The organism is Rhodococcus sp. RS1C4 (assembly GCF_002258225.1).
Taxonomy (GTDB): Bacteria; Actinomycetota; Actinomycetes; order Mycobacteriales; family Mycobacteriaceae; genus Rhodococcoides; species Rhodococcoides fascians_E.
Window position 1 is genome coordinate 50,813 of the sequence record NZ_NOXZ01000032.1, and the last position, 23,517, is coordinate 74,329.

The following is a 23,517-nucleotide window of genomic DNA, read 5'->3' on the forward strand; positions in this document are numbered from 1 at the left end:
TTGTGCCGCACCCCACCGACATTGATTGCTCAGCCGACTTCGATGATCACCTTGCCGGTTGCGTGGCCGCGCTCCACCGTCGCGAGTGCTTCGCCTGCCCGCTCGAGCGGGAAGGCCTGGTCGATCCGAGGTGTCAGCACACCGGTGGCCACCAGGTCGGCCACGGCCTCGTACGCCTCCGTGGTTCGTCTGCGGTGCACGCCCGACCCGCCCAGCGACGTCGCGAGCACGGGATCCGCGACGCTGACGACAGGTGCGTCGGGCTTTGTCAGCGATACCGCCGATTTCAATGTGTCCCCGCCGACGAGATCGAAGATGCCGTCCACCACGGTGTCCACGGCGTCGGCGAAGTGTTCGCCGGAGGGGACGAAACGAGCCCGGAGGCCGGACACCCACTCCTGCTTGCCCGTGCCGGCCACGCCGATCGTGTTCAGACCGCGCGCCTTGGCTATCTGCAGCACGGCGGAACCGACCCCGCCGCCCGCGCCGAGTACCAGCAACGTCGAACCGCTCGCGAGGCCCAGCTGGTCGACACCGTCGTAGGCCGTACCTGCCGCAACCGGCAGCGTGGCGGCGGCGGCGAACGTCACGGCATCGGGCTTGTGTGCGGCGCTGGACGCGTTCAGCACCGTGTACTGCGCGTACCCGCCGTGACCGGCCGCGGTGGATCCGAACACTCGATCGCCCACCGAGAAACCGTCCACATGAGTACCGACCTGAACCACCGTGCCGGACACCTCACGGCCGAGAACTGCCGGTAGGGACGTTTGTACGGTGTCCTTGCGGTTGCCGGCCCGCACCTTCCAATCGGCAGGGTTCACCCCGGCTGCATGCACCGCTACCAGCACCTGTCCCTGTCCGGGGTCTGGAATCGGCACGTCGAGGAAATACTCGGTTTCGGGACCTCCGTACTCACTGAACCCATAAGCGATCATTCATCCACTGTGCCAAATGTCCGGTAGTCGGTGGGCGAGGTGTGCCATTTCTCGCCCGTCGGCGTCGCACGGACCCCGCGCACGGTGCGGCAACCGGCACACCACGCCCATCCGTAACCGAGCACCCTGGTTGGATGGACGAGTGCTTCACGGTCTCTGGTCTCCCGGCAGCGGGTTGGCGCTGTGGGACGACGAGGTCACCACCGGTACGGAGCCCGCTCTACCTGCCGCGCTCGCGCAGGTATTCGGCAGACCGTTTCGTCACCGAGTCGAGGTCACGTTCCCGCCGACCGACGGGGGGCGGCCCCCGACGGCCAGCGTTCCCGCGATCGCGCTCGTGCCGTTCAATGCAGCCGACCTGCTGCTCAGGATCACGCCGCATCCGCTGATCGCAGGTGATCTGCAGTATCTGGCGCACGTCGCGCACGGCATCGAGCGGTGGGCGCGCGCAGGCAGAGTCGTACCCTCGCTCGTCCGACTGGAAGGGACGTGGTGGCCGAGGTGGCGTCTGGTGGGCGGGGAGCGCCAACGGGCCTGGGCCAGCGAACTCGCCGCGGCCATGCCGTCCGTGCAGCGTGCGGCCCACAGACCCAAGGCAATCCTGGACGACATGCTGGCCGAGCTGACCGATCCCATCGTCAGGTCGGTGCTGGGCAGACCCTTTCCGGAACACCCGCTGCTGTCGGCCCTCGTTCTGGACGACCCCTACGTGGAAGGCACTCAGCAGGCCTCGACTCTGCTGGAGAAGTGGCGGGAAACCCTCACCGTCGACGAGCCGTCGCTGGTACTGCGATTGCTCGAACCCACCGACGACGAGCCCGAAGATTCTGCGGATTTCGGCGAAGCGTTCTGGACCTTGCAGGTGTGTCTGCGCGCCGACGGCGAAGCGCCCGTGCCGGTTCCGATGAACCGCCGCGTCGACGCGACCCTGCTCTCCACAGCCGTGCGCAAGCTCGGCGAGGCCGTGGCGGCGTACCCGCGGCTGCGGGATCTGCCATCGGAGGACGGCACGCTCGATCTCCTGCTGCCCACGTCGGTGGTGATCGATCTCGTCGAGCACGGCGCGACGGCACTGCAGGCGACCGGAACGACGGTGCTGCTGCCCCGGGCATGGACGCGGCTGGATCCGTCGATGCGCTTGCGGGTGGAATCACCCGCGGTGACCAAGGCCGCCGCCGACCGAGCCGTCGGCATGGAGGAACTGGTCTCCTACGACTGGCAACTTCAGCTCGGCGACATGGTCCTCACCGAGGCCGAGATGAACCGCCTGGCCGTATCCAAGGGTGACCTGGTGCGTCTGCGCGGGCAGTGGGTGCTCGCCGACGGTGGTCAACTCGCCCGCGCCGCCAAATACGTCGCCGAGCACCACGGCGACGGGACCCCGCTCGGCAAGCTGATGCGCGAGATGACCCTTGCCGATCCGCCTCCGGCGTCCGTTCAGGACATCCGGGCGACGGGATGGGCGAAGGCGCTGCTCGAGCCGGGAGCGAGCCCGGAGCCGATTCCGCTTCCACCGGGCGTGAACGCAACCCTGCGGCCGTACCAGCAGCGTGGTGTGGAGTGGCTGGCGTTCATGAGCAGGCTGGGACTCGGAGCGGTACTCGCCGACGACATGGGGCTCGGCAAGACTCTGCAGGTCCTCACCTTGCTCGCGCACGAACGGAGTACGACGCCGACGCTTCTGGTGGCGCCGATGTCGGTCGTCGGAAACTGGCAGCGCGAAGCCGCGAAGTTCACCCCCGGCCTACGCGTGATGGTTCACCACGGTGCGGCGCGGTTGAGCGGTGACGAACTTCGAGACGCCATTTCCGCGCACGATCTCGTCGTGACGACGTATGCACTGATGGCGCGCGATCGGGCGCAGTTGGCGGAGCGGACGTGGCGTCGGGTCGTGCTCGACGAAGCGCAGCACATCAAGAACTCGGGTACGGGGCAGGCGAAGGCGGCTCTCGCCATTCCGGCCGAGCACAAGATCGCCCTCACCGGAACTCCCGTCGAGAACCGACTGGACGAGCTCCGCTCGATCCTCGACTTCGCCAACCCTGGAATGCTGGGCAGACCAACGGATTTCCGCAAGCGCTTCTCCGTTCCCATCGAACGCGAGAAAGACGAGAACGCGGTGACACGCCTGCGCGCCATCACCTCTCCGTTCATTCTCCGACGGGTCAAGACCGATCCCGCCGTCATCTCCGATCTTCCGGAGAAAAACGAGATGACGGTGCGCTCGAACCTCACCGCCGAGCAGGCGGGCCTGTACAAGGCCGTCGTCGACGAGATGATGGCCCAGATCGCCGACGCCAAGGGGATGAAGCGCAAGGGCGCCGTGCTGTCTGCGCTGACGAGGCTGAAACAGGTGTGCAACCATCCAGCGCACTTCCTGTCGGACGGCTCGCCGGTGCTCAAGCGCGGGCACCATCGCTCCGGAAAGATCGGCCTCGTCGAGGACATGCTCGATTCGATCCTCGGGGAGAACGAGAAAGCGTTGCTGTTCACGCAGTTTCGGGAGTTCGGCGACATCGTCGCGCCGTTCTTCGCGGAAAGGTTCGGCACCGCCGTGCCGTTCCTGCACGGCGGTGTCACCAAATCGAAGCGTGATGCGATGGTGGAGGCCTTCCAAGCCGACGGCGGCCCACCGATCATGATGCTCTCGCTCAAGGCAGGTGGAACCGGGTTGAACCTCACCGCGGCCAACCACGTCGTGCACCTCGACCGCTGGTGGAATCCGGCGGTCGAGAACCAAGCGACCGACCGCGCCTTCCGGATCGGCCAGCGCAAGAACGTCTCGGTGCAGAAGCTGCTCTGTGTCGGAACGGTCGAGGAGCGCATCGATTCGATGTTGCACTCCAAACAAGACCTCGCGAATCTCGCCGTCGGCACCGGCGAGAACTGGGTGACCGAGATGGATACCGCAGAACTGCACGAACTGTTCCGTCTCAGCGAAGACGCGGTAGGTGAGTGATGGTCGACTTCAGTCAGTATGGCAAGCGTCGGAAAGCCAAGGGCGGCATCGAGTCCCGCAACAAGCGCGGTGCATTCGGCCAGACCTGGTGGGGGAGGCACTTCGTCACCGCCATGGAGGACCTGGCCGATCCGGGCAGAATCGCCCGTGGCCGGACGTACGCGCGACAGGGCCAGGTGCTCAATCTCGGTGTCGAACGCGGCCAGATCTACGGCGAGGTTCAGGGCAGCCAGCTGGAACCGTTCTCGGCGTCGATCACCGTCGATCCGCTGACCGACGGTCAGATCTCGGCGCTGATGAGCCGCGTCGCATCCAACCCAGGAATGTTGGCCGAACTGGCGTCCAACTCGATCCCACAGGCACTGGCGTCGATTCTTCTTCCGCACGACCGCGGTCAGCTGGACTTCGACTGCACCTGCCCCGACGACGGTTGGCCGTGCAAGCATGCGGCTGCCTTGATGTACATCGCCGCCGAACACGTCGATGCGTCCGCCGCGACAATTCTGACGCTCCGCGGCGTCGATTTGGATCAACTGATCGAGGGCGTCGGTGACGGCGACGACGAACTCGATTCCGGCGACTGGTTCGGGGACGACGCCAGACTGCCCGCTCTTCCGAAACCGACGTCGGCGCCGGCGATGGACGACCTGGACCCGCTGATCCTGCGCAAGGTCTTCCGAGCCGACGGGTCCAACGAGGCCGAGGTCAGCCGGGCTGTTGCCGAGCTGCGGGCGTTGTACGACCGGCTCTGACCCGCTCACCTGCTGGACATACATGGAAGTCCGACTATAGGATGAGCACACTTCATTCTCGTACCTGTTAGGACGGATTCCATGGCTCGCGAACTCACGCATTTCATCGGCGGCAAGCACGTTCCCGGAGAGTCGGGGAATTTCGGCGACGTGTTCGACCCCAATACCGGCGAGGTTCAGGCGCTCGTTCCGCTGGCCAGTGACGCCGAGGTCGAGGCGGCCATCGCCGACGCCGAGCAGGCGCAGCGCGAGTGGGCGACGTGGAACCCGCAGCGCCGCGCCCGCGTGCTGATGAAGTTCCTGCAGCTCATCAACCGCGACATGGACGAGCTCGCTCGCTTGCTGTCGAGCGAGCACGGCAAGACCATCGCCGACGCCAAGGGCGACATCCAGCGCGGCCTCGAGGTCGTCGAGTTCGCCGTCGGTATCCCGCACCTGCTCAAGGGTGAGTACACCGAAGGCGCGGGCGGCGGAATCGACGTCTACTCGATGCGGCAGCCGCTCGGCGTCGTCGCGGGTATCACCCCGTTCAACTTCCCGGCGATGATCCCGCTGTGGAAGGCAGGCCCGGCCATTGCGTGCGGCAACGCGTTCATCCTCAAGCCGTCCGAGCGTGACCCGTCGGTACCGCTCAAACTGGCCGAGCTGTTCCTCGAAGCCGGTTTGCCGCCGGGCATCTTCAACGTCGTCAACGGCGGCAAGAACGCCGTCGACGTGCTGCTGAACGACGATCGCGTCAAGGCCATCGGCTTCGTCGGATCGACCCCGATCGCGCAGTACATCTACGAGGAAGCCGCCAGGAACGGCAAGCGCGCCCAGTGCTTCGGTGGCGCCAAGAACCATGCTCTCGTCATGCCCGACGCCGATCTCGATCAGGTCGCCGACTCCCTCCTCGGTGCTGCCTACGGCTCCGCGGGCGAGCGCTGCATGGCCATCTCGGTTGCCGTTCCTGTCGGTGAGGAGACTGCCGATGCACTCGTCGCCAAGCTGAAGGAACGCGTCGCGACGCTGAAGATCGGCCGCTCCGACGACGAGGCCGCGGACTTCGGGCCGCTCGTGGGAAGCGATGCGCTGAAGCGGGTCAACGACTACACCCAGATCGGGATCGACGAAGGAGCCGAGCTCGTCGTCGACGGCCGGGACTTCGTGCTCGAGGGCCACGAGAACGGATTCTTCGCGGGCGCAACGTTGTTCGACAAGGTCACCACGGACATGCGCATCTACAAGGAAGAGATCTTCGGACCGGTCCTCATCGTAGTGCGCGCCGAGGACTACGAGGACGCACTGCGTCTGCCCACCGAGCACGAATACGGCAACGGCGTGTCCATCTTCACCCGTGACGGCGACACTGCTCGCGACTTCTGCTCGCGCGTGCAGGTCGGCATGGTCGGCGTCAACGTCCCGATCCCGGTGCCGATCGCTTACCACACGTTCGGCGGCTGGAAGCGGTCCGGCTTCGGCGATCTCAACCAGCACGGACCGGACTCGGTGCGCTTCTACACCAAGACCAAGACCGTCACGCAGCGGTGGCCGTCGGGCACCAAGGAGCAAGCTGCCAATCACTTCGTCATCCCCAACATGGACTGACGCATGTTCACACTGACCGAAGACGAAAAGGCGATCAACGAAACCGCACGGGATTTCGCCGACGAGTTCCTCGCTCCCGATGCAGTCGAATGGGACCAGAACAAGCACTTCCCGGTGGACGTGTTGCGCAAGGCGGCCGGTCTGGGAATGGGCGGTATCTACATCGGTGAGGACGTCGGTGGGTCCGGCTTGACGCGGCTGGATTCGGTCCGCATCTTCGAGCAGCTCGCGACGGGTGATCCGTCGATCGCGGCCTACATCTCCATCCACAACATGGTGACGTGGATGATCGACACCTACGGCAACGACGAACAGCGTCGCCAGTGGGTGCCGGGATTGTGCTCGATGGACCAGCTGGGCAGCTACTGCCTCACCGAGCCCGGTGCGGGGTCCGACGCGGCGGCCTTGAGTACCAAGGCTGTTCGCGACGGTGACGACTATGTGCTGAACGGCGTCAAGCAGTTCATCTCCGGTGCGGGTACGTCGGACGTGTACGTCGTGATGGTCCGAACGGGCACTGCGGGTCCCAAGGGAATTTCCGCGATCATCGTGCCCAAAGATTCGCCCGGTCTGTCCTTCGGGGCGAACGAGAAGAAGATGGGGTGGAACGCCCAGCCCACACGCCAAGTCATCTTCGAGGACGTTCGCGTCCCGGCCGCCAACGTCCTCGGTAACGAGGGCGACGGTTTCCGCATCGCGATGAACGGACTCAACGGTGGCCGGCTCAACATTGCAGCCTGCTCCATCGGCGGGGCGCAGAGCGCACTGGACAAGGCCGTTGCCTATCTCCTCGAACGCAAGGCGTTCGGTGCCCGGCTGCTGGACTCGCAGGCTCTGCAGTTCCGGCTGGCGGACATGAAGACCGAACTGGAAGCTGCACGCACCATGCTCTGGCGCGCCGCCGACGCACTGCAGAACGACGAGGCGGACAAGGTCGAACTGTGTGCGATGGCAAAGAGATTCGCCACGGACACGGGTTTCGAGGTCGCCAACGCTGCGCTGCAGTTGCTCGGTGGATACGGTTACCTCGCGGAATACGGTGTGGAGAAGATCGTCCGCGATCTTCGTGTGCACCAGATCCTCGAGGGAACCAACGAGATCATGCGAGTCGTGGTGGCTCGCTCGATAGTGGGAGCAGCATGACCGAGGCAGTTACCGAATCCGAAGCAGAAGTGCTGTTCGACGTCGCCGGCGGAGTCGGCCGGATCACGCTGAACCGCCCCAAGGCGATCAACGCGCTCAATCACGCGATGGTGCAGCAGATTGCGCCGAAGCTCGACCAGTGGGCTACCGCCGACGACGTCGACCTCGTGCTGCTCGTCGGCGCAGGCGAACGTGGTCTGTGCGCGGGCGGCGACATCGTCTCGATCTACCACGACGCCAAGGACGGCGGCAGCGGTTCGAAGGACTTCTGGCGCGACGAATACATTCTCAACGCGGCGATCGCCCGATTCCCGAAGCCGTACGTCGCCATCATGGACGGTGTGGTCATGGGCGGCGGCGTCGGGTTGTCCGCTCACGGGAACGTCCGAATCGTCACCGAGCGATCGAAGATCGCGATGCCGGAAGTCGGGATCGGTTTCATCCCCGACGTCGGTGGCACGTACCTCCTCGCCCGGACGCCGGGAGAACTCGGCACCCACCTCGGCCTGACGACGGCGCGCATGGACGCAGGCGACGCGATCGCAGCAGGATTTGCGGACCACTACATGCCGTCGGAGAATCTGGAGAAATTCTACGACGCCCTGGAATCCGGTGAATTGTCCGACGCTCTCGACGAGTTCACCGAAGAAGCACCTGCGTCGACGCTCGATGCATCGCGTGAGTGGATCGACAGGTACTACGCAGGAGACAGTGTCCAGGCCATCGTGGACGGACTGCGCGGCAGCGGGATACCCGACGCCGAGAAAGCTGCGGGCGACATCGAATCGAAATCGCCTGTCTCGCTGAAGGTGACCTTGCGCTCGCTGCGGCACGCGGCTACGGCGTCGTCGCTCGAGGAGGTGTTGAACGAGGAGTATCGAGTCTCGCTAGCGAGCCTCGAATCACACGATCTCGTCGAGGGCATCCGCGCGCAGGTCGTGGAGAAGGACAGAAACCCGAAGTGGTCGCCGGCGACGCTCGCCGACGTGACCGACGCCGACGTCGATCGGTACTTCGCATCGTTGGGTGACAGGGAACTGGGGCTGGAGTGGAGCCTGCAGAAACGACCGATGGGACTGGAGAAGAACACATGAGTGAGAAGACGATCGGCTTCATCGGTCTCGGCCACATGGGCGGCCCGATGGCGGCCAATCTGGTCAAGGCCGGGTACACGGTGCAGGGCTTCGATCTGGTCCCGGCGGCATTGGCGCAGGCCGAGTCCGACGGGGTGACCGTCGTCGACTCTGCGGTGGCGGCAGTGAAGGACGCGGGCATCGTCGTGACGATGCTTCCGAACGGACGGCTTGTTCTCGATCTGTACAAGGATCTGCTGCCGGCGGCGGCGCCGGGCACGTTGTTCATCGACAGTTCCACGATCGATGTCGCCGACGCCCACGCCGCGCACAAGCTGATCGACGACGCGGGCCACCGTGGTCTCGACGCGCCGGTGTCCGGCGGAGTCGGCGGGGCGGCTGCGGGGACGTTGACGTTCATGGTCGGTGGCTCGGAGGAGGACTTCGCTTCGGCAGCAGCGGTTCTCGATGTGATGGGCCGCAAGGTCGTGCACTGCGGGCAGGCCGGTAACGGTCAGGCCGCCAAGATCTGCAACAACATGATCCTCGGCGTGTCCATGATCGCGATCAGCGAGGCGTTCGTGCTGGGGGAGAAGCTCGGACTCAGCAATCAGGCTCTGTTCGACGTTGCGTCGACGGCGTCCGGTCAGTGTTGGGCGCTCACCACCAACTGCCCGGTTCCGGGCCCAGTCCCCACGTCGCCGGCGAACAACGACTACAAGCCGGGCTTCGCCGCTGCTCTGATGGACAAGGACCTCGGTCTCGCCGCCAATGCGTTGCGCGACAATGGTGTCGAGGGAGTTCTGGGGTTGCAGGCCGCCGAGATCTACGCGAAGTTCAAGGAGACGTCCGGCGGCGGTACCGATGTCGACTTCTCCGGCATCATCAACGACATTCGTGAGCGTTCGACAGGAGCAGCACAGTGACGGATTTCGAGACCATTCTGCTCGAGCGTCGTGGGCGCGTCGGCATCATCACCCTGAATCGACCGAAAGCACTGAACGCGCTCAATTCTCAGCTGATGCACGAGGTCGTCTCGGTCGTCGAGGAACTCGATCGTGACGAGAACATCGGCGCCATCCTCATCACCGGTTCGGAGAAGGCCTTCGCTGCCGGGGCGGACATCAAGGAGATGCAGCCCAAGTCCTACATGGACGTCTACCTCGACGACTTCTTCACGGCGTGGGATCGTCTCGCCGCGGCCAGGACGCCGATCGTGGCGGCGGTGTCCGGTTATGCACTCGGCGGTGGGTGCGAACTCGCGATGATGTGTGACGTCCTGATCGCGTCGGACACCGCGGTGTTCGGCCAGCCCGAGATCAAGCTCGGCGTCATTCCCGGAATCGGTGGTTCGCAGCGTCTGACTCGTGCGGTCGGCAAGGCCAAGGCGATGGAGATGGTGCTGACCGGGCGGAACATGAAGGTCGAGGAGGCCGAGCGAGCCGGCCTCGTCTCTCGTGTCGTCCCGGTAGCCGACCTGCTCGACGACGCCATCGCCACGGCGACCACGATCGCGGAGATGTCGCTTCCTGTTGCGATGATGGCGAAGGACGCCGTGAACCGGTCGTTCGAGTCGTCGCTCGCCGAGGGAGTCAGGTTCGAGCGTCGCCTGTTCCATTCGACGTTCGCGACCGACGATCAGAAGGAAGGCATGGCCGCGTTCGTGGAGAAGCGTCAGGCCAAGTTCGTCAATCGCTGAACTGCTGATCGGTTGCACCACTGATCGTGGACAGCAACGCGGCGCCCCGGGCCGACACGAGCTCGGGGCGCTGCGGCACCACCGTCCGCAGGCGCAGGCGTTTCTCGAAGGCCGCGCCGATCGAGGTGACGTTGGCGCCCCCACCGAGCAGGACGATGGACGCAGGTTTGGTGCCGGACAGTTCGATCGTCTGTTCAACCACCATCGTCGCGTAGCGCACCGGACCGGCGATGACGTCGTCGAAGTCGCGGCGCGTCAGCACGTGGTGGCCAGCGCCGTCGGGATCGTGTGCGCTCACCACTCCGCCGTCACTGAGCCGCTCCTTGAGTGCGCGGGACGAGTCGATGTCCGTCCGGACTCCATGGTCGGCGAGATGTCGGCGAACGAGGTGGTCCAGGTCGTCACCGCAGAACGTCTCTGTTCGACGGGCGGCGACGGTTCTCCCCGCGGCCAGATCCAGCACGGACACCGTCATACCGGTGCTCCCCAGATCGCACAGCACCGTCGATCCGTGCGCGGGAACGGTTCCGGTGAACCGAAGGTAACGCAGCTGCGCCGCGGGTTCGTGCACGAGTTGGGCGTAGCGCGGATCACGGTGAGCGCTGATGGCGTCGGCTTCCTCGGCCAGCCGGTACGCGATGGCCGAATACTGCACCGGTAGAGACAGTTTGGCGGCGATGGCATGCAGGGCGGACACCCCGTCGGAGATCGTGGACACCAACGACTGACCTCGTCGGCGACGCACGGTACGCGACGCCACCGGCGCGCGATGAGGACTGTCGAGATACGTCAGGATCGCGCGCGCACCGTGTGCCCCCGCGCCTACACCCACAACCAACACTGCTTTGCTCCAACCTGGGAGCGGCCCCCGCCACACCCGGTGACCATTTGATCATGAAACGGGTGAGCGAGCGCGATTCACCAGGCCGCAGTGGCCCCGTCGTCCTCGAAATCGCCAGCGGTGCGCCTCAGTTCGGCCAGGATTCGCACCAGCGACGTCAACCGGTCCTTCGCCAGACCGGGCTTGCCGAACACTTGCGCATTGAGCTTCTCGGTGGCATCGACCGCCAGTTCGCGGCCGCTGTCGGTGATTTCGACGAGGGTGGTGCGTCGGTCGCTCGGATGCGGCGTCCGGCGCACGTACCCGGCGGTCTCCAGCCGATCCACCGCATTGGTGACACTCGTCGGGTGGACCTGCAGGCGCGCACTTGCTTTTGCCATCGGGATCGCACCGGTCTTGGTGAAGGTCAGCAACGTCAACAACTCGTAGCGCGAGAACGTCAAACCAGTCGGCTTCAGCACTTCCTCGACCCGCGCGAGCATGATCTGCTGCGCGCGCATCAGCGACGTGACCGCGGCCATCCCGTCGGCGACGTCGCCCCATCCATGCTTGGTCCACTGACGGTGGGCCTCTGCAATGGGATCGAGTGGAAGCGGCGACGAAGCAGACATGCCGTCCATCCTCCCATGGCATCCGGCCTGGGCGCCGTCGTCTGCCGTGTCTTTGAAATCACGCTGAGCAGAACCATGGTCACATCGGGTTCACTGGGGCACTCTTGTCCTCGATGCGGGTGTGGCTGAGTGGCTAGGCACCGGCCTGCAAAGCCGTTTACACGGGTTCGAATCCCGTCGCTCGCTCGAAGGAACCGCCAGGCGACATGCCTGGCGGTTCCGCTTTTCTCACCCTGCGCCGTCCGCCGGCCGACGTGTTCCGCGCTGGTTCTGCTCAGCGCTTCCGGCGGGCTGCCGCCGAGCGTGGGGGTGCTGTGCGCATGTGATCGCGGACCGGCGACAGGAGTTCGCCGAGAGCCCGGGTGTCCGACGGCGACAGCGACGAGAACAGTTGCTGCTGAACGATCTCGACGTGGCCGGGAATCACCTTGGCGATCAACGCCCGTCCGGAGTCGGTGACCGTGACGGTGACGCTGCGTTCGTCGTCGGGCGACGGTCCGCGGGACACGAGACCCGCTTTTTCGAGCAATCCAGCCTGGTAGGTCAGTCCGCTACGGCTGTAGACGACGCCGTCGGCGAGGTCGGTCATGCGTTCGCTGCCCGATGGCGAGTCGAGGGCCAGGCGGGCGAGCAACTGGAACTGCACGTAGCTGAGGTCTCCGTCCTCCCTCAATTGCTGCTCCACCGCGTGACGCAGCAGGCCGGCGACCTCCATGAGCGAGAAGTACGCGCCGAGTTGAACGGAGTCGAGGGCGGGCGATTGTTCCGACATGTGACCACTCTACAACTGCTTCGTATTCGAAAGACTTGCTTCGAATTCGCAGCAGTGCTAGCTTTGCGGTGTGCTTCGAAATCGAAGCACTTCGGGTTCGACGAGAGGCAATACCATGAAGGCCATTCGCTTCCACCAGTACGGCGACGCCGATGTTCTGCGGTACGAGGACGTCGAGACTCCCGTTCCCGCAGCCGGTCAGGTTCGCGTTCGCGTTGCAGGAACCACCTTCAACGGCGTCGACGGAAACATCCGGGCGGGCAACATGCAGGAGCCGATGCCACTGACCCTGCCGCACATCCCGGGTGTCGATGTCGCGGGAACCGTCGACGCGCTGGGCGACGGAGTCGACAACCGAAAGGTCGGGGACCGGGTGATCGGATTCCTTCCGTTCGTCACGGACGGTGCGTCAGCAGAATTCGTGGTCGTCGACGCCGACGCGCTCGCACCGGCTCCGACGTCGATTCCGCTCGCTGATTCGGCAGTGCTCGGCGTGGTCGGACTGACCGCGTGGCAGGCGTTGTTCGATCACGCCGAGCTGAAGCGCGGACAACGCATCCTGGTGAACGGCGCGAGCGGGGCCGTCGGTGGGTTCGCCGTGCAATTGGCCCACGCGGCAGGCGCGTACGTCGTCGCGACGGGGCGTGCGTCGGAGACAGAGCGTCTGAGGAAGCTCGGTGCCGACGAGGTCGTCGACCATTCGGCGGTCGACGTCGTGGTCGCGCTGACGACGCCCGTCGACGTTCTGGTGAACTTCGCGCCCATCACGCCGGACCTGTTCGGCGCCTTGGCAACCCGAGTCGCGGACGGCGGCGTGGTCGTCAACACCACGGTCTGGATGCCCGCGCCGAGTGACGAGGCGCGCGGTGTTCGCGGCATCGACATGTACCTCCGCAGCGACGCCGCGCAACTGTCCGAACTCTCGACGCGTGTCGACCGAGGCGAGCTCGTCGTCGACGTGGCCGACCGAGTTGCGCTCCGTGAGCTCGCGACGGTGCACGCCCGCGCCGCAGCGGGGAACCTGCCGGGCAAGGTCGTCGTGATTCCCGGTTCGTGACGTGGTGTCAGCGACTGGTGCAACCCATCGGCATTCCGGTGACCCGGTGCAGTGCCAGCATCGCTCCCCATGGGCCGATGACCCACACCGGCCAGGGGTAGAGGAAGTTCCCGGTGGCGACCGAGGTGACGGCCCAGATGGTCAGGCACAGGACTCCGACGCTCGCCCACGTCAGCAGTTCGCGGCTCATCGGTGGACGTTGCGGGGACTGCGGCTCGATGAGTGTCGAGGCCACCGGTGTCGAGGCGACAGGTGCGGGGAGGTCGCGGAACACGTCGTCGAGGTCGGCGCGCGTGACGGCGGCGTAGGCCTGGGCGGCGCGTCCGTCGAAGTCCTCGATCGTCAGGCGGCCGGACGCCACATGGCTGGTCAGGAGGTCGACGGCGGCGTCGCGGTGCGCGTCGGACAGGCGGGTGTTCGAGTTCGTTTCACGGACATTCGGTTGGTACGGCATCTGCACTCCAACTCCGGACTGACGTTCCATTGTGGACTGTCGGGGTGTGTCCAGCATCGACCTACCACTGTGGAATGTCAAGGTGTGGGAGCATGACGATGTGCCCGAAAAACCACCGTTGAACGCGACCGCGGCGTCACTGCTCGGGTTCCTGCATCGCGGCTCCATGACCGGCTGGGACCTTCATGCCACTGCCGTTGCCTGCATCGGCGGCTTCTGGACCGTCACGCGGAGTCAGGTGTATCGGGAACTTGCGGCGCTGACCACGAGGGGCCTGATCGAGGAAGGCGCGGTGGGAGCCAGGGCTCAGAAACCGTTCACCATCACCGATGACGGGCGGGCGGAGTTCGCCCGGTGGATCGACCGGGCTCCCGGTGAGGAGAACATTCGACACCCGCTGTTGCTGACTCTGGCGTTCGGCGAGCATCTCGCCCCGGGGCGGGTGGCGGGGATACTGGCCGACCACCGGCGTCGGCACGCGGACACCCTGGCTCGCTACCGGGAGCAGCGCGCCGCGTCGGGCGGCGCGAGTGTGTTCGATCTGGCCACATTGGATTTCGGAATCAGGTACGAGCAGGCGACACTCGACTGGTTCGATGCACTACCCGACCAGCTTCGAGTCGGAAGCTTCAGGCCAGGAGCCGAGCCGCCCGCGCCACGGTGACCGCCCAGTCGGAGTCCGATCGCCAGGGTCGCAGATCCCAAGTGCCGAAACGATGTTCGACGATCAGGCCGGACGCGGCGAGATCGTCGTCGAACTGTCCCACGGTGTACTCCCGGTCGGTGGCGAAGCCCGCGACGAACACGCCGCCCGGCGTCAGATGCGCCGCGATGCGCTCCACCGCACTGCGCTCGGTTCCGGGCTCCACGAACACCATCACGTTCCCGGCCGCGACGACGGCGTCGAACGTCTCACCGAGGTCCAGCTGGGTCAGGTCGGCCTGGTGAACGGTGATGTCCGGGTTCAGGCGGGCTGCGTCGACGAACACGGGGTCGAGGTCCACTGCGGTCACCCGATGTCCTCGACGGGCGAGCTCCGCGCCGAGACGCGCTGTGCCACAACCCGCGTCGAGGACCGAACTGCCCGGCGTGAGGAGCGCGTCGACCATCCGTGCCTCACCGTGCACGTCGACGCCCCGAGCCTCGAGCCGAGCGAACCTGTCGACGTATTTCCTGGACTGTGCCTCGTCGTTCTCGGTCTGCCAGCGTGTCGGAGCCATGGTGGACACTCTAGGCGGCCGCCGCGCACACCTCCGCCACACGATCGAGCGCAATCGTGGAATTGTGAACCTGTGAGTGCATCTTTTACACCCGAAGACGACGCACGGTTCGCAGCCGACGTTGCGCAGGCCGCGGGCAGAGTGCTGCTCGACATTCGTACGCGCGAGAACGGAAGAACGGAAGGGCGCGAGCTCGGCCGTCTCGGAGACGCCGAGGCGAACGGTCTCATCCTCGCCAGATTGAGAGCCGATCGGCCGGGCGATGCCGTGCTGTCCGAGGAGTCCGCCGACGATCCGGCCCGGCTCGACGCACAGCGCGTCTGGATCATCGATCCACTGGACGGGTCGCGCGAGTACGGAATCCAGGGGCGTGAGGACTGGGCGGTCCACGTCGGACTCTGGGAGGCCGGGAAGGGGATGACCGCGTCCGCGGTTGCTCAACCTGCTCTCGGAGCCGTCTACTCGACCACGAAGACGGGGCAACGGGCGCCGTCGAACGGCAGGCCTACCCTCGTCGTGAGCGACAGTCGTCCGCCGTACTACATCGAAGCGGTCGCCGACGACGTCGGTGGAGATGCCGTCACGATGGGATCGGCCGGGGCGAAGGCGATGGCCGTCGTCCGCGGGGACGCCGACGCCTACGTGCACTCGGGCGGTCAGTGGGAATGGGATTCGGCTGCGCCAGTGGGCGTTGCCCTCGCGGCAGGCCTGCACTGCTCACGCATCGACGGAACGCCGTTGCTGTACAACCAGTCTCATCCCTACCTCCCGGATCTGCTGATCTGCCGTACCGAACTCGCAGAGCCCTTGCTGGCGAGCATCGCCCGGCATGCGACGAGGCAAGCAGACACCGGACGCGTCGCGATGGCACGCGAATACATCAAGGCCTTGACGAGTCACGACGCCACCAAATTGCGCCTCGCGGAGGGATGCCGACGCGTCGAGAACGGCGACGTCACCGGGGAGAGCGGGCAACACATTCGGGACGACCTGGAACAGTCGTCGCGGTACCGTCGCGTCACCGCGGTCCGTGACGTGGACATCGAGGAGTGGGAGTCCTTCGTCGTCGCACGGTACCGAATCGAACTGGACGACAACACGACACTGTCCACGGTCGAACATTTCGCCATCCCCGCCGGCGACATCACCGCCATCACGACGATCGTCGTTCCCGACGATCAAGCGGGCGAACCCGCTGGACCGTCCTCGGCGGAGTGATCGGCGTCGTCGACGAAAAGCAAGCCGTCGTTGTCGACGAGGTGATCGGGGTCGAGCGGCGCGTAACCGAACCACGGTGACACGCGAGCATCGGGGCACTCCGTTGCCAGCGCTTCGGCCAGCACGCGAGTGTCGACGAGGCTTCGCCCGGCACGCAACGAGAACAGGTGGCCCTCCACCGTGTTCGGCAACGGTGGGCCGACGTCGTGGCGTTCGATCGTGCCGACTGCGGTCGGCAGGAACGCGAAGTCGGCCCCGAGTCGGGCGTCGACGAGTGCGCCCGCACTCCACCATTCGATTCGCCCCTGCCACATCTGCATGCTGCTCTTCCAGCGTTGGAGATGGCTGTTGTGCGCCGATACCAGCGTCGGTCCCCGCTCGGCGAGTGCCAGGAGGTTCTCCGCCATCATGGAGTCTCGTAGGCTGCACAACCTCGTGATGCGTGCCGCGGAGTCGTCCGCCATCCAGTAGTGGTAGCGCAGCAACCCGGCGGCGGTCCGAGCACACAGGTGCGCATCGAACCAGGACTCGTGGGTCGTCACCGCGCGGAGACGTGGCGCCTGCATATCGAGAAGACTCGCCAGATCGTCTGCGACGAGCCGTAATTCGATGGCTTCTGCGCTGCGTCCGAAGGACCGGGACGGGGAGTGCATCGCGTCGGGATCGGTCCATCGCTCGTCCGGACCGAGCAACCGATCCAGAGTCTCACCGGTGACGGGGATCAGATCCGACTCCACCCAACGGGCGAGGTAGGCATGGAGTTCGGTGAGCGCGTGCCGTGGGCTGGCTGCCGACGCCATCTCCAGCGGTGCATCGAAACCAGCGAATCGAACGGCCTCGGATACCGGGCGCCGACGGTTGTGCTCTCGCATCCACTGCACGAGCTGCCGATTTCCGTCCAACGTGCCCCACTCGTGGCTGAAGCCGTGTGTCAGAACGTGATCGAGCGTGCCGACGCCGCTCACGACGTAGTCGTCCACCAATCGACCCATCAGGCAGTCGCTTTCGATGGAGATGGTGCGGTAGCTCTCGTTCTCGACGAGTTCGCGGAAAAGGTCGTTCCGCAGTTCCAGGAGTCCATGAGCGCCGTGGGTCGGCTCTCCGACGGCGAGCAGGTGCGGCCGGGTGCCCAGCAGTTGGACGAGGGAAGACCCTTGGGCTGGATGGACGACGTGGTCGATCGAAGCAGGCATACAGTGAACGCTATCGTTGAACCGTCCTTTGAAGCTTTGAAAGGATCCTGCCATGTCGACCACCGAAAAGCCTAGATTGCGTCCCGTCGACCTGGCTCGCGAACACGGGGTGTCGACGCAGGCAGTGCGTAATTACGAGGATGCCGGAATACTTCCCGCGGCCACGAGAACCGAGCACGGTTATCGGACGTACACGCCGATGCACGCGCACGCCTTGAGGACGTTCCGAGCTCTCACTGCGGGGCACGGTCACGCGATGTCGACGGCAATCATGTGCGCTGTGAACTCCGGTGATGTCGACGCCGCGCTTCAGACGATCGACGACGCACACGCACAGCTGCGCGAAGAACGTGCAACCCTGCGGTCGGTCGAACATGCTCTGGCAGGAGTGCAGCCTGCAGGAACGACTCGAGGGGGAGTGGAGCCTGCAGGAACGACTCGAGGGGGAGTGCAGCCTGTGGCCTCGTCGGCCGCCGGGTTGTTCATCGGCCCGCTTGCTCACAAGCTGGGTGTCGAGCCCGCGACCTTGCGCAAGTGGGAGCGCGCCGGTTTGGTGCGACCCGACCGTGACAGGAAGACGGGGTATCGCGTCTACGCCGAGTCCGCGGTACGCGACGCGCAGCTGATCAGGCAGCTGCGGCGAGGAGGGTTTGCGCTGAGCCGGATTGCGCCGCTGATTGCTCACGTTCGAAGCGCGGGCGGGGTGGAACCGCTTGCGGATCTGATGGACGACTGGCGCGGCCGGATCCATGCTCGCGGGCGCGCGATGCTGACCGGTGCCGCGGAGTTGGACAGGTACCTCGTGCTCAGGAATCCTGACGGTCCAGTTCGTCCAGAGCTGCCCGTTGCTCCGCCGTCCGTGCCTGTGCATCGGTGAGAATCCGTCGTAGACGGCGGGATTCGCGCTCGGTCGACTTCTCGTCCTTTCTGGCGTCGGCTTCGTGCTCTTCGGCATCGTGCAACTCGGAGCGCAGCTGAGCCAACCGCTCCTTGATCTCGGTCAACCGGGTCGACGCAGCCTCGGCTGCGGCGTCGGCGGCAGCGGCGGCGTTCTCGGCTGCCTGCTCGTCCTCCCGAGCCTCCTCGAACCGTTCCCTGGCCTCGTCGAATCGCTTCCGAGCCTCCGCTTGCACTTCCGCGGCCCTGGCGGCTGCCTCTGTGTCCTCCTCGTGCGTCGCCTCGTCCGGCTGCTCGGGTTCGGCAGTGTCGGTGGATGTGGCCGGTTCCGGCGCCAACGACAGCACGGCCGGGCCGAAGCCGCTGTAGGACTCGGCCGTCACCACTCGTCCCCCGCGTACGCGCTCGGCGACATCGGGATCCGCGAGTGCGGCACCGAGGGTCTGACCGACTTCGCGGGCCGCGTCCTCCGTGGTGGTCCGTCCGCGATCGGCGGCGATCTCGACGGCACGGGCGGAGAGGGCGCGGATCGATTTCTGACGGTCCGCCGACAGTTCTCGGAGGTCCCCGGCGGCCGATCGGCGCTGGGCGTCGCGAAGCCTGTCGCCGAGGTCGAACAGATCTGCCACGTCCTCGGGTTCTTCACGGACGAGGAGATTGACCATCCATCCGACGGTCGTCGGTTTACGGAGCTTGATGATCGCGGCCGCTAGTTTTCGATTCCCCGAGACCTTGGCGGCTGCGGCAGCGGATGTGCGAGCGGCGACGAACTCGGCCGGATCGACGGAATACAGCTCGGCTGCAACGTCGTCGAGTTCGGCGGAGGACATGTGCGCAATTGTTGCACCGCGCGGCAGAAATGTGTGCCCCCGGCAGGATTCGAACCTGCGGCCTTTCGCTCCGGAGGCGAACGCTCTATCCCCTGAGCTACGGGGGCGCGCCGAGACGAAGAAAACCTGCGTATCCGGCGTGCCTGTTGGGCGGCTCCAAGACTAGCGCATTGCAACCGTCACCTGAAATCGCACCTGGTGTTAACGGAAGAGGAGGACAGTCGAGGGCATGACCGACTACGAGTATTCGGACGACGCTCTCGATCTCGACCTGGCGTGGTGGTCGGCAGCGAACTATCTGACCGTCGCGCAGATATACCTGAAGGACAACACGCTTCTGCGTGATCCGCTCGATGCGTCGCACATCAAACCGCGCTTGCTCGGGCACTGGGGGACAAGCCCGTGCCTGTCGATGATCTACACCCTGCTCAACCGTCACATCACAGAGACCGACACCGACTGGCTCTACGTGACAGGACCGGGACACGGCGGCCCGGCGCTCGTGGCGTCGACCTATCTCGAAGGGACGTACACCGAGATCTACCCGCACGTGTCCCGCGACGCGGACGGAATACGACGCTTGTGCCGTCAGTTCTCCGCTCCCGGCGGGATACCGAGTCACGTCAGCGTGCAGACGCCGGGCAGCATCCACGAGGGCGGCGAACTCGGCTATGCACTCGTTCATGCGGGCGGAGCAGCATTCGACCGACCACAGTTGACGGTTGCGTGCGTCATCGGTGACGGAGAGGCGGAGACGGGTCCGCTCGCGGGCTCCTGGAAGCTCCCGGCTTTCCTGAACGCACGACGCGACGGTGCTGTGCTGCCGATCGTCAACGTGAACGGCGCGAAAATCGCGGGGCCGACGGTGTTCGGCCGGAGTCGCGACGAGGACATCGTCGACTTTCTGCACGGGCAAGGATGGGAACCCGTCGTGGTGGCCGGTGACGATCCACGTGTGGTGTTCCCGGAACTGCTGCGCGTGCTCCGTGAGTCGCATCGGAGAATCCGAGCGATCCAAAGCGCCGCTCGAACCGGCGAGCCCGAGATCGGTGCCCGATGGCCCGCGATCATCCTGCGCACACCCAAGGGCTGGACGGGCCCTCACACCGTCGACGGTGTCCTCGTCGAGGGCACTTTCCGGGCGCACCAGGTGCCCCTGTCCGGTGTCAGGACCAACCCGGAGCACCTGGCGCAGTTGGAGACCTGGCTGCAGTCCTACCGTCCGCACGAACTGTTCGACGGCGACGGAGCCCTGGCCCCGCAGATCGCAGCGCTGGCTCCGGCGGGGGACAAACGTATGGGGTCGACGCCGTACGCCAACGGCGGCCGTCTGCTGCAACCACTACGTATCCCGCCACTCGAGAACTACGAGATCTCGGTCGAGTCGCCCGGCGCAGGTTTCCACGAGACGACAAGGGTGCTCGGTGAATTGATGCGCGACATCTACGCGGGGAACACCACGGACGACGGTGGAGGAAACTTCCGGTTGTTCTCACCGGACGAAACCTCGAGCAACCGCTTGGCTGCGGTCTTCGAGCAGACCGACCGCTGCTGGCAACTCCCGACGGAGGACTGGGACGACCACCTCTCACCCGACGGACGTGTGATGGAGGTACTCAGCGAGCACCTGTGCGAAGGGTGGCTCGAAGGCTATCTGCTGGCGGGAGGCCACGGACTGTTCGCGAGCTACGAGGCATTCGCGATGGTGAGCGTGTCCATGATGATCCAGCACGTCAAGTGGCTGCAGCACGCCGCCGATCTGCCGTGGCGAGAACCGGTGGCGTCGCTGAACGTGCTGCTGACCAGTACGTGTTGGCGCAACGACCACAACGGGTTCAGCCATCAAGGACCAGGCATGATCGACGCCGCGATTCCGCTCTCGCCCGAGGTCGTGCGAATCTGGCTACCACCGGACTCCAACACCCTGCTGTCGATCGCCGATCACTGCTTCCGCAGCAGGGACCACGTGAACCTGATCGTCGTGGACAAGCAACCTCACCTGCAGTATTTGACGCTCCAACAGGCGGCCGAGCACTGTGCCGCGGGCGCGTCGGTGTGGCACTGGGCGGGAACGGAAACCGAGTCCGCCGGGAGCCCCAGCGAACCCGACGTGGTGCTCGCCGCAGCGGGTGACGTACCGACCCAGGAAATCCTCGCCGCCGCACAGATCCTCGCCGAGTGGGTTCCCTACTTGCGGATCCGCGTCGTCAACGTCGTGGATCTGATGGCGCTGGTGACGCCGGGGGACCACCCGCACGGGTTCACGCACGAGAAGTTCGTCGATCTCTTCACCGCGGACACCGACGTGGTGTTCGCGTTCCACGGCTATCCCCGCGCGGTCCACGAACTACTGCACGGCCGGCCGAAGGTCGATCGGTTCCACGTGCGCGGCTTCACCGAACAGGGCACGACCACAACGCCGTTCGACATGGTGGTGCTCAACAGAATGAGCCGCTACCACCTCGTGCTCGAGGCCCTGCGTCGATCGAGGCGGGTACCGGAGCGCGGCGCAGAGCTGGTGTCCTACTGCAACGCCCAACTCGAGCGGCATGCGACCTACGTCGTCGAGCACATGGAGGACATGCCCGAGGTAGCGGACTGGACGTACTCGCCGACCGTCAGTTAGTACCGAGGGGCTGAGCGCCCTTCTCGGCGAGCATCTGTGTCATCAGGGTGGATTCGCTTTCCTGAGTCGAGATCATCGACTGAGCGAGACGGACGAGCGCCGGAGTCTCGGCGTGATCCGCCGCGTACTCCATCATCGAGAGCCCACCCTGGTGGTGACGCAGCATCAGTTGCAGGAACATGACGTCGACAGCCGGTCCGGTTGCCTGGCGGAGGGCGGCGAGTTCGTCGCTGGTCGCCATTCCCGGCATTGCCGCGACGGGGCCCGTCGTCTCGGATCCGTCGGAGCCGGCGGACATTCCGGCCATCGAGTGGCCGTGCTCGTCGCCGGACATCCAGCCCATGTAGCCGTCGGTCCCGACGGGGGAGCGGTCCCAGATGGCGAGCCAGCCCTGCATCTGGCCGACCTGGTTCTGCTGCGAAGTGAGCATGTCGAACGCGAGGTTACGGACGAGTGGGTCGGAGGCGTTGGTCAGCGCGATCGACGACATGTCGATGGCTTGATTGTGGTGCACCGACATGTCCTGCGCGAAGCCGACGTCCACCGAATCGGATGCCGGAACGTTGTCGTTTCCGCCGAGGAAGTTCGTTCGTGCCAAAAAACCCAGAGCGAACCCGATTGCGACTGCGGCGACGACGCCGAGGGCCAACAGAGCCACCAACTGTGGCCTGCTGACCCTCGGCTTCGTGGGAACAGTCATCAGGAAGTAGGTGCCGGAGCTGCCGGTGCTTCGGTCGGGATCTGGAGGTCACTCGGAAGCTGCAGGTCCGACGGCAGGCCGCCGGTCGCGCCCGTCTCGCTGGCGTCGGGTGTGATGCCTGCGCCGTCCATCGGGACGGCGTCGGGGCCGGGTGCCGAGGCGTCGAACGGCGGTGGGTTGTCGGGATCGAATCCGCCACCGGGCACCGTCGAGCAGCTCGCGCCGACCTCGGGGTACTGGTACCGGTTGAGGCGGAGCGCCGAGATGAACTGGTCCACGCGCTCGTCGTCGACGCTGTCCACCTTGAGCTGGTGTCCCCAGGACTGCAGCGAGACGGGAGATTCCTGACCGGGGTACGGCGACATCAGCATGTACGTCTCACCGTCGACCTTGTCGGCGAGAACCTGGATCTGGTCCTCGGACAGTGCGTCGGGGTTGTAGGTGATCCACACGGCACCGTGTTCGAGGGAGTGGACTGCGTTCTCGGTGCGGATCGCTTCCGGGTACACGACGCCGGTGCAGGTGGCCCACGTCGCGTCGTGGGGTCCGCCGAACGGAGGCGTCTGGTCGTAGGCGACGCGCTGGGTGGCGGACACGTGCAGGGCAGCCTCGTACGGCTGAACCACCACGTCGGCGATTTCCGACGAGGGGTCCTGGTTGCTTTCGCTGGGCTCCCAGCGCTGCGCCTCGGCGCGGTCCTGGTACTTCGGGAAGAGGTTGATGGCGAGAGCCGCGATGAGGCCGACCACGACGACGACGGCTCCAACGGTCAGCCATGGGACCTGGCGGTTCTTCGGCGCGCCCGATTTTCTGGTCGCGGGGACGCCGCTGCTTTTCTTCGCAGCCTTGATGGCCTTGTTGGCTTTGGCTGCAGACTTCTTGTCCGGACCGCCGTTGTTGGAACCCGTGGGCATCGCTGTCGTCGCTCTTTCGGTTGTCGGAGGTGCAGT

General features: G+C 65.6%; 22 protein-coding genes and 2 tRNA genes. 13 read left to right on the forward strand and 11 right to left on the reverse strand.

Annotation, left to right across the window (positions count from 1 at the left end):
• Positions 1-29: 29 nt before the first annotated feature.
• Positions 30-935: an NADP-dependent oxidoreductase gene (locus tag CH289_RS16765; protein ID WP_094728197.1), complete on the reverse strand. Its 906-nt coding sequence runs from the start codon at positions 933-935 to the stop codon at positions 30-32.
• 142 nt (positions 936-1,077) lie between these two features.
• Here CH289_RS16765 and CH289_RS16770 point away from each other — a divergent pair, with 142 nt between their 5' ends.
• From CH289_RS16770 to CH289_RS16800, 7 genes are all read left to right on the forward strand, one after another.
• Entirely contained in the window at positions 1,078-3,894 is a 2,817-nt protein-coding gene (locus CH289_RS16770) for a DEAD/DEAH box helicase (RefSeq protein WP_094728198.1), read from the forward strand.
• Entirely contained in the window at positions 3,894-4,646 is a 753-nt protein-coding gene (locus CH289_RS16775; RefSeq protein WP_020113146.1) for an SWIM zinc finger family protein, read from the forward strand. Before CH289_RS16770 ends, CH289_RS16775 begins: the two co-directional genes overlap by 1 nt.
• A gap of 81 nt (positions 4,647-4,727) precedes the next feature.
• Positions 4,728-6,233, forward strand: coding sequence for a CoA-acylating methylmalonate-semialdehyde dehydrogenase (locus CH289_RS16780; RefSeq protein ID WP_094728199.1), 1,506 nt, complete (start codon positions 4,728-4,730; stop codon positions 6,231-6,233).
• 3 nt (positions 6,234-6,236) lie between these two features.
• Positions 6,237-7,376, forward strand: coding sequence for an isobutyryl-CoA dehydrogenase (locus CH289_RS16785; RefSeq protein ID WP_019667246.1), 1,140 nt, complete (start codon positions 6,237-6,239; stop codon positions 7,374-7,376).
• The gene (locus CH289_RS16790; protein ID WP_094725095.1) at positions 7,373-8,470 is read left to right on the forward strand and encodes an enoyl-CoA hydratase/isomerase family protein; all 1,098 of its coding nucleotides are present in this window, start codon (positions 7,373-7,375) and stop codon (positions 8,468-8,470) included. Before CH289_RS16785 ends, CH289_RS16790 begins: the two co-directional genes overlap by 4 nt.
• On the forward strand, positions 8,467-9,375 hold the full coding sequence (gene mmsB, locus CH289_RS16795; protein WP_037104646.1) for a 3-hydroxyisobutyrate dehydrogenase: 909 nt from the start codon (positions 8,467-8,469) through the stop codon (positions 9,373-9,375). The genes CH289_RS16790 and mmsB overlap by 4 nt, the downstream gene beginning before the upstream one ends.
• Positions 9,372-10,148 (forward strand): enoyl-CoA hydratase, encoded by a 777-nt coding sequence (locus CH289_RS16800; protein ID WP_033190361.1) that lies wholly within the window; start codon positions 9,372-9,374, stop codon positions 10,146-10,148. Before mmsB ends, CH289_RS16800 begins: the two co-directional genes overlap by 4 nt.
• On the opposite strand, the gene CH289_RS16805 is transcribed toward CH289_RS16800, so the two are convergent.
• Both CH289_RS16805 and CH289_RS16810 read right to left on the reverse strand, forming a co-directional pair.
• Positions 10,138-10,989, reverse strand: coding sequence for an Hsp70 family protein (locus CH289_RS16805; RefSeq protein WP_256977270.1), 852 nt, complete (start codon positions 10,987-10,989; stop codon positions 10,138-10,140). The genes CH289_RS16800 and CH289_RS16805 overlap by 11 nt on opposite strands.
• Positions 10,990-11,066: 77 nt before the next feature.
• Positions 11,067-11,600, reverse strand: coding sequence for a MarR family winged helix-turn-helix transcriptional regulator (locus CH289_RS16810; RefSeq protein ID WP_026348155.1), 534 nt, complete (start codon positions 11,598-11,600; stop codon positions 11,067-11,069).
• Between the two features lie 115 nt (positions 11,601-11,715).
• Between CH289_RS16810 and CH289_RS16815 the strand changes: the two genes are divergently transcribed.
• Positions 11,716-11,786: transfer RNA gene (locus CH289_RS16815), tRNA-Cys, on the forward strand.
• 88 nt (positions 11,787-11,874) lie between these two features.
• Here the strand turns inward: CH289_RS16815 and CH289_RS16820 are convergent.
• On the reverse strand, positions 11,875-12,372 hold the full coding sequence (locus tag CH289_RS16820) for a MarR family winged helix-turn-helix transcriptional regulator (RefSeq protein ID WP_094728201.1): 498 nt from the start codon (positions 12,370-12,372) through the stop codon (positions 11,875-11,877).
• Positions 12,373-12,487: 115 nt separating this feature from the next.
• On the opposite strand from CH289_RS16820, the gene CH289_RS16825 reads away from it, so the two are divergent.
• Positions 12,488-13,429 carry an NADP-dependent oxidoreductase gene (locus tag CH289_RS16825; RefSeq protein ID WP_019667253.1) on the forward strand — a complete coding sequence of 314 codons (942 nt, stop codon included), beginning with the start codon at positions 12,488-12,490 and terminating at the stop codon, positions 13,427-13,429.
• Positions 13,430-13,436: 7 nt separating this feature from the next.
• Here the strand turns inward: CH289_RS16825 and CH289_RS16830 are convergent, their stop codons facing one another.
• Entirely contained in the window at positions 13,437-13,883 is a 447-nt protein-coding gene (locus tag CH289_RS16830; protein ID WP_033190598.1) for a DUF1707 SHOCT-like domain-containing protein, read from the reverse strand.
• Positions 13,884-13,929: 46 nt separating this feature from the next.
• Here CH289_RS16830 and CH289_RS16835 point away from each other — a divergent pair, with 46 nt between their 5' ends.
• Entirely contained in the window at positions 13,930-14,547 is a 618-nt protein-coding gene (locus tag CH289_RS16835) for a PadR family transcriptional regulator (protein ID WP_094728202.1), read from the forward strand.
• Here CH289_RS16835 and CH289_RS16840 read toward each other — a convergent pair.
• Positions 14,513-15,103 (reverse strand): class I SAM-dependent methyltransferase, encoded by a 591-nt coding sequence (locus CH289_RS16840; RefSeq protein WP_033190599.1) that lies wholly within the window; start codon positions 15,101-15,103, stop codon positions 14,513-14,515. The genes CH289_RS16835 and CH289_RS16840 overlap by 35 nt on opposite strands.
• A 72-nt stretch (positions 15,104-15,175) precedes the next feature.
• Between CH289_RS16840 and CH289_RS16845 the strand changes: the two genes are divergently transcribed.
• The gene (locus CH289_RS16845; RefSeq protein ID WP_094728203.1) at positions 15,176-16,321 is read left to right on the forward strand and encodes a 3'(2'),5'-bisphosphate nucleotidase CysQ; all 1,146 of its coding nucleotides are present in this window, start codon (positions 15,176-15,178) and stop codon (positions 16,319-16,321) included.
• Here CH289_RS16845 and CH289_RS16850 read toward each other — a convergent pair.
• Complete coding sequence (locus tag CH289_RS16850; RefSeq protein ID WP_094728204.1) at positions 16,282-17,514, reverse strand: erythromycin esterase family protein; 1,233 nt, start codon at positions 17,512-17,514, stop codon at positions 16,282-16,284. The two genes, CH289_RS16845 and CH289_RS16850, sit on opposite strands and share 40 nt — an antisense overlap.
• Positions 17,515-17,566: 52 nt before the next feature.
• Here CH289_RS16850 and CH289_RS16855 point away from each other — a divergent pair, with 52 nt between their 5' ends.
• Positions 17,567-18,391, forward strand: coding sequence for a TioE family transcriptional regulator (locus CH289_RS16855; RefSeq protein WP_094728205.1), 825 nt, complete (start codon positions 17,567-17,569; stop codon positions 18,389-18,391).
• Here the strand turns inward: CH289_RS16855 and CH289_RS16860 are convergent.
• Together CH289_RS16860 and CH289_RS16865 are read right to left on the reverse strand one after the other, a co-directional pair.
• A complete protein-coding gene (locus CH289_RS16860) occupies positions 18,321-19,241 on the reverse strand; it encodes a hypothetical protein (protein ID WP_019667260.1) in 921 nt (306 codons plus the stop codon). The genes CH289_RS16855 and CH289_RS16860 overlap by 71 nt on opposite strands.
• 34 nt (positions 19,242-19,275) lie before the next feature.
• A tRNA-Arg gene (locus CH289_RS16865) sits at positions 19,276-19,348 on the reverse strand.
• 122 nt (positions 19,349-19,470) lie between these two features.
• Here CH289_RS16865 and CH289_RS16870 point away from each other — a divergent pair.
• On the forward strand, positions 19,471-21,867 hold the full coding sequence (locus CH289_RS16870; protein WP_019667261.1) for a phosphoketolase family protein: 2,397 nt from the start codon (positions 19,471-19,473) through the stop codon (positions 21,865-21,867).
• Here CH289_RS16870 and CH289_RS16875 read toward each other — a convergent pair.
• Both CH289_RS16875 and CH289_RS16880 read right to left on the reverse strand, forming a co-directional pair.
• Positions 21,860-22,567 (reverse strand): DUF305 domain-containing protein, encoded by a 708-nt coding sequence (locus tag CH289_RS16875; protein ID WP_019667262.1) that lies wholly within the window; start codon positions 22,565-22,567, stop codon positions 21,860-21,862. The genes CH289_RS16870 and CH289_RS16875 overlap by 8 nt on opposite strands.
• Complete coding sequence (locus CH289_RS16880; RefSeq protein ID WP_094728206.1) at positions 22,567-23,481, reverse strand: DUF3105 domain-containing protein; 915 nt, start codon at positions 23,479-23,481, stop codon at positions 22,567-22,569. Before CH289_RS16880 ends, CH289_RS16875 begins: the two co-directional genes overlap by 1 nt.
• Positions 23,482-23,517 lie beyond the last annotated feature (36 nt).